Origin of the sequence: Enterobacter mori (genome assembly GCF_025244905.1) — a bacterium.
In the GTDB taxonomy this organism is placed as follows: Bacteria; Pseudomonadota; Gammaproteobacteria; order Enterobacterales; family Enterobacteriaceae; genus Enterobacter; species Enterobacter mori_A.
Map to the genome: position 1 here is coordinate 2,210,814 of NZ_CP104285.1, position 21,723 is coordinate 2,232,536.

1 protein-coding gene is annotated in these 21,723 nt (G+C 62.1%); it reads left to right on the plus strand.

Going from position 1 to position 21,723, the window contains the following annotated elements; all coding sequences use genetic code 11:
* A complete protein-coding gene (locus tag N2K86_RS10585; protein WP_260661469.1) occupies nt 1-21,597 on the plus strand; it encodes an Ig-like domain-containing protein in 21,597 nt (7,198 codons plus the stop codon).
* Nucleotides 21,598-21,723 lie beyond the last annotated feature (126 nt).

The window sequence follows — 21,723 nt, forward strand, 5'->3', positions numbered from 1 at the left end:
ATGAGTAACGTAAAAGTTGTTGATGTCATCATTCGCAAAACGGCGGAGAAAACGAAATTAACCGGCGAAGGAAATCTGTCGGTATCCATTTCATCGCCGAGCGTGATTGAAATCCAGGGTTCTGCTCAGGACGTGGTGCGTTATGTCCGCCAGGGGAAAGACCTCCTGATTTATATGAAAGACGGCAGCGTGATTCGCTGTAATAACTATTTTGTAGAAGATCCAGAAACGCATAATCAGTCAGAGCTGGTGTTCAACGATAATCAGGAACTGACTCATATTTCTTTTGCCGATGCCGGGGAAGCGTCAGGCATGGCCGCGACTGAATTAACCGCGCAGGCCGCACCTATTAGCAGTATTGAGCCTTTCCTGGAGCAGGAAAGCGTATTAAGCGATGCGCCGTGGGGCTGGATTGCGGGAGCGGCCTTAGGCGGCGGTGCCATTGGCGCGCTGCTGGCTCACGGTGGTGACGGCGAAACTAAAACAAAAGTCATTGATAATACCCAGGAAGTTGAGAGCGCCACGCCGACCTTTTTGCTGACGGATAACGCGGGTGACAAGCAGGGCGTGCTGAGTGCAAAAGAGATCACGGACGACAACACCCCAACCTTTAGCGGTACCGGTCAGCCGGGCGCGACCATCCAGATCAAAGACAGCAGCGGCAGCACCATTGCCAGCACCATGGTCAGCAAAGACGGCACGTGGACGGTAATATTACCGACCCAGACGGACGGGGAGCACACGTGGTCGGTCGTGCAGATCGACGGCAGCAAAACCACCTCTGCGGGCAGCATCACCGTAACCGTATCAACGGCCGATGCCGCCGTGACGCTCGCCACCACGGCGGGCGATAACGTGATCAACGCCAGCGAACAGTCCGCGGGCTTCACGCTTTCCGGTGCCAGCAAAAACCTGGCGCAGGGAACGTCGCTGACCGTCACGCTGAACGGAAAAACCTATACCGCAGAAGTGGGTGCAAACGGCGCATGGAGCGTGAAGGTGCCTGCCGCAGACGCGCAGGCGCTGGGCGACGGCACCTGGACGGTCAACGTGAGCGGCAAAGACGCGGCGGGTAATATCGTGAGCGGCAGTCAGACGATTGGCGTCGATACCGTTGCGCCAGCGCTCTCCGTGAACACAATCGCGCAGGACAACATCATTAACGCCGCTGAACATAATCAGCCGCTGACGATCACCGGTAAAACCGATGCGGAAGCGGGCCAGATTGTGACGGTCACGCTGAACGGTAAAAATCACACGGCTACCGTGGGCAGCGACGGCACCTGGTCCGTCACGCTTCCTGCCAGTGACGTACAGGCGATGGCTAACGGCGGTCACACCCTGACGGTCAACGTCAGCGACAAAGCGGGCAACGGTTCTTCCACCACCGCCGATTTCACGGTTGATACCGCTGCACCCGTTGTGACGATCAACACCGTCGCGGGTGACGACATTCTGAATACCAGCGAGCAGGGCCAGGCGCAGATCATTTCCGGGCAGGCGAGCGGCGCGGCGGCAGGCGACGTGGTGACCGTGACCGTCGGCGGCCAGACCTTCACCGGCGTGGTGCTTGCCGACGGCAGCTGGAGCGTCGGCGTGCCAGCCTCCGTCATCGGCGCGCTCGGTGAGGGCAGCCACACGATTTCTGTCTCCGTTACCGATGCGGCAGGCAACACCGGCAGCACGACGCACGGCGTGACGCTGAGCGGCAGCCCGCCGGAATTCACGATTAACGCTATCAGCCAGGATAACGTCCTGAACGCGCAGGAGGCCATGCAGCCCCTGAGCCTGAGCGGCACCAGCAACCTGCCGAACGGCAGCGCCATCACCGTCACGTTAAACAACGTTAACTATCAGGCCACGGTTGAAAACGGTATCTGGACGGTTAAGGTGCCGGTTTCTGACGTGCTGAATCTGGCGAACACCCTTTATACCGTCAGCGTCAGCGGCACCGACAGCGTGGGTAACAGCGGTTCTGCCGAGGCGAATCTGCTGGTGGACACCGTGCTGCCGCAGGTCATTATCAATACGTTTGCGGGCGACAACCTGGTCAATAATGCCGAAGCGGGCGTCGATCAAACCCTCAGCGGTCGCGTTACCGGCGCGGCGGCGGGCGATACCGTCTCCATCACCGCAGGCGGCAAGAGCTACACCGCAACGGTTGGCAGCGATCTGACCTGGAGCGTGAAAATCCCGTCAGCGGATCTTCAGGCGTTCGGCGACGGTGATTTAACCTTTACCGCATCGGTGACCAATGGGCACGGCAATACCGGTACCGGCGAGCGTGATATCAATATCAACGCTGAACTGCCGGGTCTGCGCGTGAACACCATCTCCGGCGATGACGTCATCAACGCCATTGAACAACAGCAGGATTTGAGCGTCACCGGCTCCAGTAGCCATCTGGCCGCGGGCACGCAGATTATCGTCACCATCAACAACGTTGAGTACGTCACCGCGGTGAACGCCAGCGGTAACTGGCAGATCGGCGTTCCGGCGGCGGACCTGCAGGCCTGGACGGCGGGCGGCATGACGGTTAGCGTCAGTGCTGAAGATGCCTGGGGCAATACCGTTGCGGCTGAACATCCGATTGAACTCGATCTGAACGCCGTGGCGGTCACTATTGATACCGTCTCCGGCGACGACCTGCTGAACGCTGCGGAAAAAGGCGCGGACTTAACCCTGTCCGGCCAGACGCAGGGCGTGGAAGCGGGGCAGACCGTGGTGGTGAAATTCGCCGACCAGACCTTTACTGCACAGGTTCAGCAGGATGGCTCCTGGAGCCTGAAGGTTCCGGCCAGCGCCATGGAAACCCTGACCGACGGGCGCGCGCAGGTAAGCGTCAGCGTTACTAACGTCAGCGGTAACAGTGCCGACGCCGCGCGCGTGGTCACGGTGGATACGCAGCCGCCGGCGATTACGCTCGATAACCTGACCGACGACAACATCATCAATGCGGCTGAAGCGCAGCAGGATTTGGCCTTAAGCGGTACCAGCACTGCGGAAGCGGGACAGACGGTCACCGTGACGCTGAACGGCAAAACGTATCAGACCACGGTTCAGGCGGACGGTACGTGGCAGCTGAGCGTGCCTGCGGCCGACGTGGGGGCCCTCACGGATGGCATCGTTACCGTGACGGCAACCGTCAGCGACGTGGCGGGCAACAGCAGCAGTGCCGATCGCGTGGGACTGGTGGACGCCACCGTACCGCAGGTGACCATTAACGACTTTGTCACCGACACCAACACCGTTAACCAGCTCGCCCATTCGCAGGCGCAGATCCTGAGCGGCTCCGTCACCGGTGCGGCAGCGGGCGATCGGGTGACCATCACTATTAACAGCGTCGATTACACCACCGTGGTGGATGCTGCGGGGAACTGGAGCCTTGGCCTGCCCGCGTCTGTCGTGCAGGGGCTGGCGGACGGCACCTGGACAATCGACGTCTCCGTGACCGACCGTTCCGGCAATACCGGCAGCAGTTCACTGGATGTGGTGGTGAATACCGTGACGCCTGTTATTGGTATCAACACGCTGGCGGCAGACGACGTGATTAACGCGACCGAGAAGGGCGAAGATCTGCTGCTCACCGGCACCAGCAACCAGCCGGAAGGCACACGCGTCAGCGTTAACCTGAACGGCATCAACTACACCGCCACCACCGACGCCAGCGGTAACTGGAGCGTGACCGTACCGGCCTCGGCCTTAAGCGCGCTGGGAGAAGCCCATTACACCGTGACGGCGAGCGTAACGGATAACGTAGGAAACAGCGCCTCAACCTCACACGATGTGCTGGTGGACAGCTCGCTGCCGGTAGTGACGATCAACACCCTGGCGGGCGACAATATCGTTAACGCAGCGGAAGTGGCGGCAGGGCAAACCCTGACCGGTAAGGTGACGAATGCGGCGTCAGGTGACACTGTCACTATTGTCCTCGGCGGCCAGACATACACAGCAACCGTACAGGACGATCTCACCTGGAGCCTGCCGTTAAGCGAGAGCCAGCTAACCGCGCTCGGCAACGGCGATCTCACCGTATCGGCCAGCGTCACCAACGCGCACGGTAATACCGGTTCTTCTTCTCTCGACTTCACCATCGACGCTCAGCTTCCGGGACTGCGTATTGATACCGTGGCGGGCGATGACGTGATTAACGTGATTGAACACGCTCAGAACCTGATTGTCTCCGGTACCAGCACCGATCTGGCGGCGGGCAGCATCGTGACCCTGACCATCAACGGCAAAGATTATTCGGCCACCGTACTGGCGGACGGCACCTGGCAGGCGGCAGTACCGGCGGCCGATGTGTCCCAGTGGGCGGACGGTTCGCTGGATATCAAGGCAAGCGCGCAGGATGTTTCCGGCAACCCGGTGACTATCGGGACCGTCGTGGACGTCGATCTCGCGCCGGTCGCCATCACCATCAGCAGCGTGACCGACGATAACGTGCTCAACGCGGCGGAGAAAGGCCAGGACCTGGTGCTTTCCGGCACCTCCTCCAACGTTGAGGCGGGCCAGACCGTGACCATCACCTTCGCGGGTAAAACATATACCACCACGGTGGAGGCCAACGGCGACTGGACCTACACCGTTCCGGCTGCCGATCTGAGCGGCCTGAAGGACGGCGACGCCAGCGTGCAGGTCAGCGTGACCAACGTGAACGGCAATTCGGCCTCTTCCGCGCAGGAGTTCAGCGTCGATACCACCGCGCCGACGGTGACCATCAACACCATCAGCAATGACAATATGCTGAACGCGGCAGAGGCGGCGCAGGATCTGACCCTGAGTGGCACCTCTACTGCCGAAGCAGGCCAGACGGTCACCGTGACCTTCAACGGCAATCAGTACGCCGCGCAGGTGCAGGCGGACGGCACCTGGACGCTCGACGTCCCGGCAGCTGACATGGCGGGCATTGCGGACGGCAATGCGGCGGTAACGGCGACCGTTTCCGACAAAGCGGGCAACCCGGCAAGCGCGGGTTCTTCCGTGCTGGTCGACACCACCGTGCCGCAAATCAGCTTCAACGTCGTGGCAAGCGACGACATCATTAATATTGCTGAACACGGCCAGGCGCTGATTGTCTCCGGAAATGTGAGCGGCGCGCAGGCGGGTGACGTCATCACCGTGACCCTGAACGGCAAAGATTACACCGCAATGCTGGACGGCTCCGGAAGCTGGAGCATCGGCGTTCCAGCCTCAGACGTTGGCGCACTGGCGAACGGTGACTACACCCTGAGCGCATCCATCACGGATAAAGCGGGTAACAGCACCACCGCAACGCATGACATTGACGTCTCCCTTACCGCGCCGGTTATCGACATCAACACCCTGGCGGGCGACGACGTGATTAACGCCACCGAGAAGGGTCAGGATCTGCTGCTCTCCGGTACCAGCAATCAGCCGGAAGGCACCACCGTTACCGTGACCCTCAACGGTATCAACTACACCGCGACCACCGACGCCAGCGGCAACTGGAGCGTGACCGTTCCGGCGGCAAACGTCTCCGCGCTGGGCGAAGCGAGCTACAGCGTGACGGCCAGCGTGACCGATACCGCAGGCAACAGCGCGAACACCAGCCACAGCGTGCTGGTCGACAGCTCTCTGCCGGTGGTCACCGTTGATACTCTGGCTGGCGATAACATAGTTAACGCGGCGGAAGTCACGGCGGGGCAAACCCTGACAGGTAAGGTCGCCAACGCGGCGGCGGGCGATACAGTCACCATTATCATTGGCGGCCAGACCTATACCGCTACCGTACAGGACGATCTCACCTGGAGCCTGCCGTTAAGCGAAAGCCAGTTAACCGCCCTCGGCAACGGCGATCTGACCGTATCGGCCAGCGTGACCAACGGCCACGGCAATACCAGCTCGTCGTCGCTGGACTTCACCATTGACGCCCAGTTGCCGGGCCTGCGTATTGATACCGTCGCGGGCGACGACGTTATTAACGTTATTGAACATGCGCAGAACCTGATTGTCTCCGGCACCAGCACCGACCTGGCCGCGGGCAGCACCGTTACCGTGACCATCAACGGTAAAGACTACGCAGCAACGATACTGGCGGACGGCACCTGGCAGGCGGTCGTGCCTGCGGCAGACGTGTCCCAGTGGGCTGACGGCTCGCTGACCATCAGCGCCAGCGCGCAGGATACCTCCGGCAACCCGGTCACCATTGGCGCCGTCGTTGATGTGGATCTCTCCGCGGTGGCAATCAGCATCAACAGCGTCACCGCTGACAACGTGCTTAACGCGGCGGAAAAAGGCCAGGACCTGGTGCTGAGCGGCACTTCCAGCAACGTTGAGGCGGGCCAGACCGTGACCGTCACCGTTGGCGGTAAAACATACACCACCACGGTGGACGCGAACGGCGACTGGACAACCACCGTTCCGGCGGCAGATTTGGCCGTCCTGAAGGACGGCGACGCCAGCGTGCAGGTCAGCGTGACCAACGTGAACGGCAATTCGGCCTCTTCCGCGCAGGAATTCAGCGTCGATACCACCGCGCCGACGGTCACCATCAACACCGTCAGCAGCGACAATATGCTGAATGCGGCTGAAGCGGCGCAGGACCTGACCCTGAGCGGCACCTCAAGTGCTGAAGCTGGCCAGACGGTCACCGTGACCTTCAACGGTAACCAGTACACCGCGCAGGTGCAGGCGGACGGCACCTGGACGCTCGACGTCCCGGCAGCTGACATGGCGGGCATTGCGGACGGCAATGCGGCGGTAACGGCGACCGTTTCCGACAAAGCGGGCAACCCGGCAAGCGCGGGTTCTTCCGTGCTGGTCGACACCACCGTGCCGCAGATTAGCTTCAACGTCGTGGCAAGCGACGACATCATTAACATCGCCGAACACGGCCAGGCGCTGATCGTCTCCGGCAGCGTGAGCGGCGCGCAGGCGGGTGACGTCATCACCGTGACCCTGAACGGCAAAGATTACACCGCGATGCTGGATGCATCCGGCAACTGGAGCATGGGTATTCCGGCGGCAGACGTGGGCGCGCTGGCGAACGGTGACCACACTATCTCTGCTACCCTCACCGACAGGGCGGGCAACAGCACCACCGCGACGCACGACGTGGACGTCTCCCTGACGGCACCAGTTATTGCCATCAACACCCTGGCGGGCGATGACGTGATTAACGCCACCGAGAAGGGTCAGGATCTGCTGCTCTCCGGTACCAGCAATCAGCCGGAAGGCACCACCGTTACCGTGACCCTCAACGGTATCAACTACACCGCGACCACCGACGCCAGCGGCAGCTGGAGCGTGACCGTTCCGGCGGCAAACGTCTCCGCGCTGGGCGAAGCGAGCTACAGCGTGACGGCCAGCGTGACCGATACCGCGGGCAACAGCGCAAACACCAGCCACAGCGTGCTGGTCGACAGCTCCCTGCCGGTGGTCACCCTTAATGCTATTGCCACCGACGACGTTATCAACGCAGCAGAAGTGGCCGCAGGCCAGACCCTGAGCGGGAAGGTTAGCGGTGCGGCAAGCGGTGACACTGTCACTATCAACGTTGGCGGCAACGCCTATACCGCCACGGTTCAGGACGATTTAAGCTGGTCGGTAAATGTTCCGTCTGACGTATTAACGGCGCTCGGCAACGGCGATCTGACCGTATCGGCCAGCGTCACCAACGGTCACGGCAACACCGGCACGGGCGAGCGTGACATCACCATTGATGCAAACCTGCCGGGCCTGCGCGTGGATACCGTGGCGGGCGATGATGTGATCAACAGCATCGAGCACGGGCAAAACCTGATCGTTACCGGCTCGAGCGAGGGGCTGGCTACAGGCTCTGCGCTGACCGTAACCATCAACGGTAAAACTTACGCAGCAACCGTTCTGGCGGACGGAACCTGGACGGCAGCGGTACCGGCAGCGGACGTCAGCGCGCTCAATGCGGGCACGGTCACCGTGACCGTTGAAGGGCAAAGCACGGCGGGTAACCCGGTCTCTATCGGCCACGATGTGACGGTGGATCTGGCGACGGTGGCCATCAGCATTGATGCCATTGCCACCGATGACGTGCTGAACGCGGCGGAAAAAGGCGCGGACCTGGTGCTTTCGGGTTCAACCAGCAATGTGGAAGAAAATCAGACCGTTTACATCACCTTCGGCGGAAAGTCCTACACCGCGACGGTGGATGCCAGCGGTAACTGGACGGCGACCGTCCCATCTGCTGATTTAGCTACCCTGAAAGATGGTGATGCCAGCGTGCAGGTCAGCGTGACCAACGTGAACGGCAACAACGCCTCGGCAGGGCGCGAATACAGCGTCGATGCCACCGCGCCAACGGTTTCCATTGAGATCGTCAGCGATAACAACATCATCAACGCGGCTGAAGCCCAGCAGGATCTGGACATCACCGGCGTGACCAACGCCGAAGCGGGCCAGACGGTTACGGTGACCTTGAACGGCGTGGACTACACCACCACCGTGCAGGCGAACGGCAGCTGGAGCGTTACCGTGCCGTCGGCGGATCTGGGCAACATTGTCGATGGAAATTACACCGTGATGGCGACCGTCTCCGATAAGGCGGGCAACCCGGCTTCGGCGGATCGCGATGTGCTGGTTGATACCACGATTCCGCAGCTGACGATCAACGTCGTCTCTGATGATGATGTGATCAACAGCGCAGAGCATGCGCAGGCGCTGATCGTGACTGGCTCCGTGACCGGCGCGGCAGCGGGCGATGTGGTCACCGTGACCATTAACAACAAATCTTACACCGCGACCCTGGACGCTTCCGGAAACTGGAGCGTGGGCGTACCTGCGGCTGACGTCAGCGCGTTGACCGCGGGGGATTACACCATTACCGCCGCGTTGACCGATAAAGCGGGCAACAGCAATAGCGCGACCCATGATGTGGAAGTGAACCTGACCGCGCCTGTACTGACCATCGACACCGTTTCCGGTGATGATGTCATTAACAGCACCGAGAAAACGCAGGATCTGACTATCACCGGTACGGCCTCTGGCCTGGCGGCGGGCGCGATCGTGACCGTGATGCTGAACGGCAAAGCCTACAGCGCTACCGTTGATAGCAACGGCCAGTGGTCTACTACCGTTCCGGCTGAACAGGTGGGCGAACTGGGCGAAGCGCTGTATACCGTGACCGCATCGGCGACGGATAGCGTAGGCAACAGCACCAGCGCGTCGCACATTGTGAACGTGGAGTCGCTCCTGCCTGGCGTCATCATCAACACCGTCGCAGGCGACGATGTGATCAACGCGTCAGAGCTGGCTACCGGCCAGACCATTACGGGTACGGTTGTCAATGCCGAAGCGGGTAACACCGTGACGGTCATCATTGGCGGCAACACCTACACCGCAACGGTGCAGAGCGATCTGTCCTGGTCCGTCGATGTTCCTGAATCGGTCCTGACTGCACTGGGTAACGGCGACCTGACCGTGACCGCGAGCGTAACCAACGGCGTGGGCAACAGCGGCAGCAGCGAGCGTGATATCACTATTGACGCCAACCTGCCGGGCCTGCGCGTCGATACCGTCGCGGGCGATGACGTGATCAACAGCATTGAGCACGGGCAGAATCTCATCGTGACCGGTACCAGCGACGGCCTGGCGGCAGGTAGCCTGCTGACCGTGTCCGTGAACGGTAAAACCTATCCTGCCACCGTACTGGCAGACGGCACCTGGAGTGCGGCGATCCCAGCAGCGGACGTCGGCGCGCTCGCCGCAGGTACCGTGACCGTGACCGTAGAAGGACAAAGCAGCGCGGGTAACCCGGTCACTATCAGCCACGATGTGACTGTAGATCTGGCCACCGTGGCTATCAGCATCGATGCCATTGCCAGCGATGACGTGATTAACGCGGCTGAGAAAGGCGCGGATCTGGTGCTGTCCGGCACCACCATCAACGTGGAAGAAAACCAGACCGTCAGCATCACCTTTGGCGGTAAGAGCTACACTGCGACCGTGGACGTCGACGGCAACTGGACGGCGACAGTCCCGACGGCCGACCTGGCGGGCCTGAAAGACGGCGACGCCAGCGTACAGGTGAGCGTCACCAACGTGAACGGCAACAGCGCGTCTGCGGGCCGCGAGTACAGCGTGGATGCGACCGCACCGTCCGTGACTATCAATACCCTGGCGGCTGACGACATGCTGAATGCTGCCGAGGCGCAGTCTGACCTGACGGTTACCGGCACCAGCACCGCTGAAGCAGGCCAGACGGTCACCGTGAGCCTGAACGGTAAGGACTACACCACAACCGTAGGCGCAAACGGCACCTGGACGCTGGACGTTCCGGCCGCGGATTTGGCGGCGCTCGGCGACGGCAGCGTCACCGTGACCGCAAGCGTGAGCGACAAGGCGGGCAACCCGGCGTCCGTTGACCACAACCTGACGGTAGATGTGACCGTTCCTTCGGTCACCATTAACACCGTGGCGGGCGACGACGTGATTAACGTGGCTGAGCATTCTCAGGCGCAGATCGTCAGCGGCTCCGCGACCGGCGCGGCGGCGGGTGATAAGGTCACCGTCACCATTGGCGGCCAGACCTGGACCACCGTGCTGGACGCGGCGGGTAACTGGAGCGTGGGCGTTCCGGCGAGCGTCATCTCTGCTCTGCAGGACGGAACCGTGACCGTCACGGCGTCAGTGACCGATGCGGCGGGCAACACCGGCTCCGGCACCCATAACGTTACCGTTGATACCGGGCTGCCGTCCGTGGGCTTCGATACCCTCAGCGGCGACAACGTGCTGAACGCAGTGGAAAAAGGCCAGGATCTGAACGTTACTGGCACCAGCGCCAACCTGGCGGAAGGCACAGTGGTGACCGTGACCCTGAACGGTAAAAACTACACCGCGACCACCGCGGCAGACGGCAGCTGGAGCCTGACGGTTCCGGCGGCGGATCTGACTGCACTGGGTGAAGCAAACTACACCCTGAACGCAACGGCGACCAACGCCGTGGGCAACAGCATCAGCAACACCGCGAACCTGCTGGTCGACACCGCGCTGCCGACCGTCACCATTAACACCGTGGCGGGCGACAACGTCATCAACGCGGCCGAAGTGGCTGCAGGCCAGACCCTGAGCGGCACCGTGGCGAATGCCGAAGCGGGCAATACCGTGACCGTGACTATCGGCGGCAACAGCTACACCGCAACGGTGCAGAGCGACCTGACCTGGTCCGTTAACGTGCCGTCTGACGTGCTGACCGCGCTGGGCAACGGCGCCCTGAGCGTGACGGCAACTGTCACCAACGGCCACGGCAACACCGGCACCGGCGAGCGCGATATCACTATTGATGCCAACCTGCCGGGCCTGCGCGTGGACACCGTCGCGGGTGACGACGTAATCAACACCATCGAGCACGGTCAGAACCTGATCGTGACCGGCTCCAGCGACGGCATGACGACGGGCACCGTGCTGACCGTCACCGTCAACGGGAAAGACTATTCCGCGACGGTTCTGGCGGACGGCACCTGGAGTGCGGCGGTTCCGGCGGCAGACGTGAGCGCGTGGCCGGAAGGCACGGTCAAAATCAGCGTTACCGGCGACAGTTCAGCGGGTAACCCGATTACCATCAGCCACGACGTGACCGTGGATCTGGCGACCGTGGCGATCAGCGTTAACGCCATCGCTATCGACGACGTGATCAACGCGGCGGAGAAGGGCGCGGATCTGGTGCTGTCCGGGGAAACCACGAACGTGGAGGCCGGTCAGACCGTGACCCTGAGCATCGGCGGTAAGATTTACACCACCACAGTGGACGCCGACGGCAGCTGGACCTATACCGTGCCGTCTGCCGACCTGGCAGGTCTGAAAGACGGCGACGCCAGCGTGCAGGTGAACGTCACCAACGTGAACGGCAACAGCGCATCTGCGGGCCGCGAGTACAGCGTGGATGCGACCGCGCCGTCCGTGACCATTAATACCCTGGCGAACGACGATATTCTGAACGCAACGGAAGCGCAGGCTGACCTGACGGTGTCGGGCACCAGCACCGCAGAAGCAGGCCAGACGGTCACCGTCTCCCTGAATGGCAAAGACTACACCACAACCGTCGGCGCGGACGGCAGCTGGGCGCTGAACGTCCCGGCGGCGGATCTGGCAGGATTAACCGACGGCAGCGTGACCGTCACCGCATCGGTCAGCGATAAAGCGGGTAACCCGGCGTCGGTCGACCACAACCTGACGGTGGACGTGACCGTTCCTGCGGTGACCATCAATACCGTAGCGGGCGACGACGTGATTAACATCGCAGAACACGGCCAGGCGCAAATCATCAGCGGTACCGCCACCGGCGCGGCAGCGGGTGATAAGGTCACCGTCACGATTGGCGGCCAGACTTACACCACCGTGTTGGACGCGGCGGGTAACTGGTCCGTGGGCGTCCCGGCGAATGTGATTTCCGGCCTCAGCGACGGCACCGTGACCGTCACTGCGTCAGTCACCGACGCGGCGGGCAACACCGGTACCGGCAGCCATGACGTGACCGTCGATACCGGTCTGCCATCGGTGGCCTTCAACGCCATCAGCGATGACAACGTCCTGAACGCGGTAGAGAAAGGTCAGGATCTGAACGTCAGCGGCACCAGCGCCAACCTGGCAGAAGGCACCGTGGTGACCGTGACTCTGAACGGCAAAAACTACACGGCCACGACCGCGGCAGACGGTACCTGGACCCTGACGGTTCCGGCGGCGGATCTGGCCGGTCTCGGCCAGGCCAGTTACACCCTGAATGCAACCGCCACCAACGGCGTGGGCAACAGCGTGAGCAACACCGCGAGCCTGCTGGTCGACACCGCGCTGCCGACCGTCACCATCAACACCGTGGCGGGCGACAACGTCATCAACGCGGCGGAAGTGGCGGCAGGCCAGACCCTGAGCGGTACCGTGGCGAACGCGGAAGCGGGCAACACCGTCACCGTCACCATCGGCGGCAACAGCTACACCGCAACGGTGCAGAGCGATCTGACCTGGTCCGTGAACGTGCCGTCTGACGTGCTGACCGCGCTGGGCAACGGCAGCCTGAGCGTGACGGCGACCGTCACCAACGGCCACGGCAACACCGGCACCGGCGAGCGCGAGATCGCTATCGACGCCAACCTGCCGGGCCTGCGCGTGGATACCGTGGCGGGCGATGACGTGGTGAACAGCATTGAGCATGCGCAGAACCTGATCGTCACCGGCTCCAGCGACGGTCTGGCACCGGGCACGGGGCTGACCGTCACCGTCAACGGTAACGACTATGCGGCGACGGTGCTGGCTGACGGCACCTGGAGTGCGGCGATCCCGTCCTCCGACGTGAGCGCGTGGCCGGAAGGCACCGTGAAAATCAGCGTCACCGGCGACAGCGCGGCGGGCAACCCGATCACCATCAGCCACGACGTGACGGTGGATCTGGCGACCGTGGCTATCAGCATCAACGCCATCGCCACCGACGACGTGATCAACGCGGCGGAGAAAGGGGGGGATCTGGTGCTGTCCGGGGCGACCACCAACGTGGAAGCGGGTCAGACCGTGACCCTGAGCCTGAACGGCAAAATCTACACCACCACCGTGGACGGCAGCGGTAACTGGACGTACACCGTGCCGTCTGCAGATCTGGCGGGCCTGAAGGACGGCGACGCCAGCGTGCAGGTGAGCGTCACCAATGTGAACGGCAACAGCGCCTCGGCGGGTCGTGAATACAGCGTGGATGCGACCGCGCCGTCCGTGACCATTAATACACTTGCCTCAGACGACATCCTGAACGCGACGGAAGCGCAGGCTGACCTGACGGTGTCGGGCACCAGCACCGCCGAAGCGGGCCAGACGGTCACCGTCTCCCTGAACGGCAAGGACTACACCACGACGGTTGCTGCAGACGGCACCTGGACCCTGAACGTCCCGGCGGCGGATCTGGCGGCGCTCGGCGACGGCAGCGTCACGGTTACGGCAAGCGTCAGCGACAAGGCGGGCAACCCGGCGTCGGTTGATCACAACCTGACGGTGGACGTGACCGTTCCCGCGGTAACCATCAACACCGTGGCGGGCGACGACGTCATCAATATCGCCGAGCACGCTCAGGCGCAGATCGTCAGCGGCACCGCCACCGGTGCGGCAGCGGGCGATAAGGTCACCGTCACCATCGGTGGACAGACCTGGACCACCGTGCTGGACGCGGCGGGTAACTGGTCCGTGGGCGTCCCGGCCAGCGTGATTTCCGCGCTGCAGGACGGCACCGTGACCATCACCGCGTCAGTCACCGACGCGGCGGGCAACACCGGGAGCGGCACGCATGACGTGACCGTCGATACCGGCCTGCCGTCCGTGGGCTTTAACGCCATCAGCGACGACAACGTGCTGAACGCGGTAGAGAAAGGTCAGGATCTGAACGTCAGCGGCAACAGCGCCAACCTGGCGGAAGGCACCGTGGTCACCGTGACCCTCAACGGTAAAAACTACACGGCCACGACCGCGGCAGACGGTACCTGGAGCCTGACGGTTCCGGCGGCGGATCTGGTGGCCCTGGGCGAAGCCAACTACACCCTGAGCGCGGCCGCGACCAACGGCGTGGGCAACAGCGTGAGCAACACCGCGAACCTGCAGGTGGATACCGCTCTGCCGGGCGTCACCCTCAACACCATCGCGGGCGACAACGTCATCAACGCGGCGGAAGTGGCCGCGGGCCAGACCATCAGCGGCAAGGTAACGAACGCGGAAGCGGGCAACACCGTGACCGTGACCATTGGCGGCAACAGCTACACGGCAACGGTGCAGAGCGATCTGACCTGGTCCGTGAACGTGCCGGAATCGGTCCTGACCGCGTTGGGCAACGGCGATTTGACCGTGTCGGCGACCGTCACCAACGGCCACGGCAACACGGGAACGGGCGAGCGCGAAATCGTTATAGACGCTAACCTGCCGGGACTGCGCATTGATACCGTGGCGGGCGACGATGTGATCAACAGCATCGAACATACGCAAAACCTGATCGTCACCGGCACCAGCGACGGGCTGGCGGCAGGCACAACGCTCACCGTGACCCTCAATGGCAAAACCTATGCGGCCTCCGTGCTGGCAGACGGCACCTGGAGCGCGGCGATCCCGGCGGCAGACGTCGGGGCGCTGGCAGCAGGCACGGTCAACGTCACCGTTGCGGGCCAGAGCGCGGCGGGCAACCCGGTGACCATCAGCCATGACGTGACCGTCGATCTGGCGGCGGTGGCTATCAGCATCGATGCGATTGCCACCGACGACGTGATTAACGCGGCGGAGAAAGGGGCGGATCTGGTGCTCTCCGGCAGCACCTCGAACGTGGAGGAAAACCAGACCGTCACCATCACCTTCGCCGGTAAGACGTACACCGCGAAAGTGGATGCTGACGGTAACTGGACGGCCACCGTGCCTTCCACCGATCTCGCGGGCCTGAAGGACGGAGACGCCAGCGTGCAGGTGAGCGTCACTAACGTGAACGGCAACAGCGCGTCGGCGGGCCGCGAGTACAGCGTGGACACCACCGCGCCAACCGTGACCATTAATACGGTCGCTGGCGATAACGTGATCAACGGCAGCGAAGCGTCTTCGGGCGTGGCCATTTCCGGCACCACCACGGCGGAAGTCGGCCAGACGGTGACCGTAACCCTCGGCGGTAAGAGCTATAACGCGCAGGTGCAGCAGGGCGGCGTCTGGAGCGTGAACGTGCCGGGCACCGACCTGTCCGCACTGGCGGATAACGGCTACACCGTGCAGGTGAGCGTGAGCGACACCGCGGGTAACCCGGGCAGCGCGGGCAAAGCGATTACGCTCGATACCACGCCGCCGACCGTCAGCTTTAACGTCGTGGCGGGCGATGACGTCATCAACGGCGTGGAGCACGGGCAGGCGCAGGTTGTCAGCGGAACCGCAACCGGCGCGAGCGTCGGCGATAAGCTGGTCATCACCATCGGTTCGAACCAGTACACCACTACCGTTGACGCCAGCGGTAACTGGAGCGTAGGCGTTCCGGCCAGCGTGATTTCCGCGCTGACCGACGGCACCGTGACCCTTAGCGCGACGATTACCGACAGCGCGGGCAACAGCAGCACCCAGACCCACGATGTGGTGGTGAACACTGCCTCCGTGGCGCTGACGGTGAACACCGTTAGCGGTGACGACGTCATCAACGCGGCGGAAGCCGGTTCGTCACTGGTGATTAACGGCTCCAGCGCCCAGTTCGCCAGCGGCACGCAGGTTACCGTGACGCTGAACGGCAAGACCTATACGGCCACCATCCAGAGCGACGGCAGCTGGACGACCACCGTTCCGGCCGCAGACGTGGGCGCCCTGGCCGATGGCGCGAGCTATCAGGTGTCCGTGTCGGCGCAGGACAGCGCGGGCAACAGCGCCTCGGCGACGCACGGCATCAGCGTGGACACCACCGCGCCGGTCATCAGCGTGAATACGCTGTCGGGCGACGATGTACTGAATGCAGTGGAAGCACAGCAGCCGCTGACGGTACACGGCTCTACCAGCGCGGAAGCGGGTCAAACCGTGACCGTCACGCTGGGCGGCAAAACCTACACTGCGCTGGTTGGCAGCGATGGCACCTGGACGCTGGACGTTCCGGCGGCAGACCTGGGCGCGCTGAACGAAGGCGCGCTGACGGTTACCGCCTCGGTCAACGATAAAGCCGGTAACAACGGCCAGACGACGCATACCTTAACGGTCGATACCGTCGCGCCGACAGTGACCATCAGCACCGTGGCCGATGACGATATCGTCAACAACACCGAGCAGCTGGCCGGCCAGACCATCAGCGGTACCACCACTGCGGAACAAGGTCAGACGGTGACCGTCTCCTTTAACGGGCACAGCTATCAGGCGACCGTTGGGGCGGACGGTTCGTGGTCGGTCTTCGTGCCGGGCCGTGATTTCCTCGGCCTGAGCGACGGGGATTACACCATCACCGCAACGGTGAGCGATAAGGCGGGCAACCCGGGCAGCGCAACGCACGACGTGACGCTGAATGGCGATGTCCCAACCATCACCATTAACACCTTTGCGCAGGACGATATCGTCAGCGCCGCCGAGCATGGCACGCCGCTGGTCGTCAGCGGTACCACCGACGCGCCTTCGGGCCAGACGGTGACCATCACGCTGAACGGTAAAACCTACACGGCGACCGTGCAGGCGGACGGCACCTGGAGCTACACGGTCGGCAGCGCAGACGTGACCGCGCTGGCAGACGGCGGTTCGTATGTGATTAACGCGCAGGTCAGCAACACCATCGGCAACAGCGGCAGCGATAACCACACCGTCACGGTGGATCTCACCGCGCCGTCAATGGGGATCAGTATTGATTCGCTGCAAAATGACACCGGCCTGAGCACGAGTGATTTCATCACCAATGACAGCCAGGTTGTGGTCAACGGCTCCCTGACCGCGCAGCTCGGCAATAACGAGAAAGCGCAGATAAGCCTTGATGGCGGCACCACCTGGATTGACCTGACCGTGACCGGCACCACCTGGCGCTACGCCGATGGCCGCACGCTGGCTGAAGGTAATTATCAGTACCAGGTGCGCGTTATCGATAACGCCGGGAACGTGGGGGCAACGGACAGCCAGGACGTAACTATCGACCTGACGAAGCCTGCGGCGGCGACCATCACCGTGGATTCCGTTACGCAGGATACCGGCCTGTCCGGCAGCGACTTTATCACCAGCGACAACCAGATCAGCCTGAAAGGGACGCTCGGCGCGGCGCTGGGCGGCGGCGACCACGCGCAGATCAGCCTCGACGGCGGCGTTACCTGGACAGACGTCAGCGTCAGCGGCCTGACCTGGACCTATGTTGATGGCCGTACGCTGGTCGATGGTGACTATAACTATCAGCTGCGCGTGATTGACGACGCCGGGAATATCAGTGCCACCGCCAGCCAGGTGGTGACCATTGATACGGTTGCACCGGACGCCAGCAAAACCATCGCCATCGACAGCATCAGCGACGATACCGGGTTGAGCAGCAGCGACTTTATTACTAACGATACGTCCCTGACGCTGCACGGCTCGCTCGGCGCAACGCTGGCGGACGGCGAATATGCCCAGATTAGCATCGACGGCGGAGTAACCTGGCAGAACGTGATTGTCACCGGCAACAGCTGGTACTACGTGGACGGTCGCACACTGGGCAACCAGACCTATGACTACTACGTTCGCGTGGTGGATGCGGCGGGCAACGTGGGTTCCAGCGCCCATCAGCAGGTGACCGTCGATACGGTGGCACCGGACGCGGCGATTACGGTGACCGTTGATAACATCACCGTCGATACCGGCTTCGATAACAACGACTTCCTGACCAGTTCGACCTCGTACACCCTGAACGGGACGCTCGGGGCTGAGCTCGGTGCGGGTGAGTATGTGCAGGTGAGCATGGACGGCGGTACCACCTGGGTTTACGCCACCGTAAGCGGTACCCAGTGGAGCTATAACGATACCCGTACTCTGACCGATGGCAGCTACAGCTATCAGGTGCGGGTCGTCGACCAGGCGGGCAACGTCGGAGCCACCACCTCGCAGGCGGTGACGGTGGATACCCAGGCGCCGCAGTACGGCATCACCATCGACAGCATTAGCGAAGATACCGGGCAGTCCGGCAGTGATTTCATCACCATGGATACCACGCTGACCATCAACGGCTCGCTGGGCAGCGCGCTGGCAAACGACGAGCGGGTGCAGATAAGCCTTGACGGCGGCAATACCTGGGTAGACACCACCGTGACTAACCAGCGCTGGAGCTATACCGATACCCGCGATCTGCCTGACGGGGACTACACCTACCAGGTGCGGATCATCGACCAGGCGGGCAACGTTGGATCTACCTCTTCGCAGGTGGTGACGGTCGATACCACGCCGCCAACTACGGTGGGTACCGTGGTGAGCTATACCGACGGTGAAGGCGAGCGTACGGGGACCTTCGGCAGCACCGTTGCTACCGATGACGACTCTCCGGTGATCAACGGTACGCTTAACCGCGCCCCGGACGACGGCGAGATTGTGCAGCTCTATCGGGACGGGGTTCTGCTGGGTCAGGTAACGATGAACGGCACGGCAAGCTGGTCCTTCCAGGACAACGGCCTGCTCGACGGCAATCACACCTACATTGTGCGCGTAACCGATAAAGCCGGTAACTACACGGAATCTGACGGCTTTGTGCTGAATGTTGATACCAGCATTCCAACCACCACGGCGGCAATTACCGCGCAGACTACGTCGGATACCACCCCGATTGTCAGCGGGACGGTCTCTGCGGATCTGGTGAACGGGGAATATCTGGTGGTGACGGTGAACGGCAAAACCTACACGTCGCAGACGGGCGGCGAGGTGGTGATCGATCCGGATCATAACACCTGGTATCTGCAGATCCCAGACAGCGATGCCCTGGGCGTGGCGAGCTACGACGTGACGGCGCAGGTGAAGAGCAGCGCGGGGAACGGGAATACCACCGGTACGGCAACCGGCAGCCTGGTGATTGACACTACTTCGGTGAATACCGACTGGGCAGCTACAGCGGGGAACAGCAACAACTCCACCATGACCCTCGGCATGAACAGCAGCGGTCTGTGGAATATTATTGCTAACGGCCAGTCTTATTCCAGCAGCGATAGCTCGACCTATGCCGGAAATACGCTGACCAACACCCGCGGCTACTACGTGGTGAGCCAGACCGCCGCCGACTTTGACCGTAACGGCACGCAGGATATTTTCGCGACGGAAAATACCTACTCCGGCTCTACGCAGGTGATGTGGACCTATGATGGCAGCACCTATAACGCCAGCCAGCTGGCGATGGGGACCACCATCTGGTACGGCGGCGTGATTGCGTATGACAAAACCGGGGATGGCTATCTGGATCTGGCGTACGGTGATGCCGGTATGGACTCCCTGACCTATCTGGTGAACAACAACGGTGTCCTTTCGCCGGACGGCACGGGTGGGGAAGGTGGTTTCTACGGCCAGTTTGATTCCGGGCGCGAAATCTCCGGTGTTGACCTGAACAACGACGGTACGGTGGATATTGTTCAGCACACCAACCGCAGCGGCGCGTACTCGTTAACCGTGATTAACAACAACGGCAACGGCACGCTCTCCATCGGCCAGAACATGACCAACGTATTTGTGGCCAACGCCTCGAACACGACCACGGCGGCATCCATGACGTGGGCGGACTTCAACGGCGACGGCTACATGGATCTCTACCTGGGCAGCAGCTACAACAATAACGGCGGGGTGATTTACTACAACGACGGTGCCGGGAACCTCTCTGCCACCAAGAGCGCGGTGGAAGCCTCTAACGCCACGGCGGGCTATCTGTCAGTGGCGGTAGACTGGAACGGTGACGGGCAGATGGACATCATCAAGCTCAGCACCTACGGCACGTCACAGACGGCGACCCTGTTCACCAACAACGGCTACGGTTCGACCTGGACCTCAAGTCAGTTGGCGTCTGGCCTGGTGAACGTCACCGGCGTGGCCGCCGTGGACTACAACTGGGACGGTGCGCAGGACCTGCTGGTGTCTCAGCAGAACGGTAAGGTGGTGCTGGTGCAAAACAGCAAAACCATTGCCGACGGCACCGCGATGCACCTGCACATTGTCGACAGTGAGGGGATCAACGCCTACTACGGCAATACGGTTAATCTGTATAACGCGTCGGGCGTGCTGGTTGCCTCGCAGATCATCAACGCCCAGTCCGGTATTGGCTCCAACGACACCTCTGCACTGGTGAGTTTCTACGGACTCGATCCGAACGAAACCTACTCGGCAGAAATTGTGAAAATCACCAACGGCGTGTCCGATAACGTCACCTGGGAAGGCCTGGAAGCGGGCAACGGTAAAGAGGGATACGTCCTGACGGCCGAAGCGGCCACCGGCGGCCACAGCGGGACGATCACCGGTACCGGGTATAACGACACCTTTATCGCAGAGGATGGCACCTATACCTACAACGGCTCCGGCGGCTGGAATACCCATTCCGACTACGACACCTGGAGCAACACCGGTGGGATGGACGTGGTGGATTACCGCAATGCGACCTCCGGTGTTACCGTTGACTTGCGCCTCTCTACCGCGCAGGACACCGGGTTCGGTACGTCACGACTGCTCAACATTGAGGGAATTAACGGCTCGAACTTCGACGACGTCATTACCGGCAACAGCGGTGATAACCAGTTCGAAGGTCGCGGCGGGAACGACACCTTCAACATCGGTAGCGGCGGTCACGACACGTTGCTCTATAAGCTGATCAATGCCTCGGATGCGACCGGCGGCAACGGCAGCGATGTAGTGAACGGCTTTACCGTCGGCACCTGGGAAGGGACGGCGGATACGGACCGTATCGACCTGCGCGATCTGCTTTCCGACAGCGGCTACACCGGCACCGGCTCGGCGAGCTATGTGAACGGCGTGGCGACGCTGGACAGCAGCGCGGGCAACATTGCCGACTACATCCGCGTGGTGCAGAACGGCAGCAACACCGAGATCCAGGTGGACCTGGACGGGACGGGCGGCCAGTTCTCGCCAACCACCCTGGTGACGCTGAACGGCGTGCAGACGGATCTGGCAACGCTGCTGGCGAACCATCAGCTGTTAATTGCATAAAACAACGCCGCGGGGAGCGATCCTCGCGGCTTTTTGCGTTTCTTTACGTGAATAGCCATAACCCTATATTTCACAAGATTATTTTGCGGGCTCGTTTAGAGAGTGTTCGATTTCTAATCATCTCGT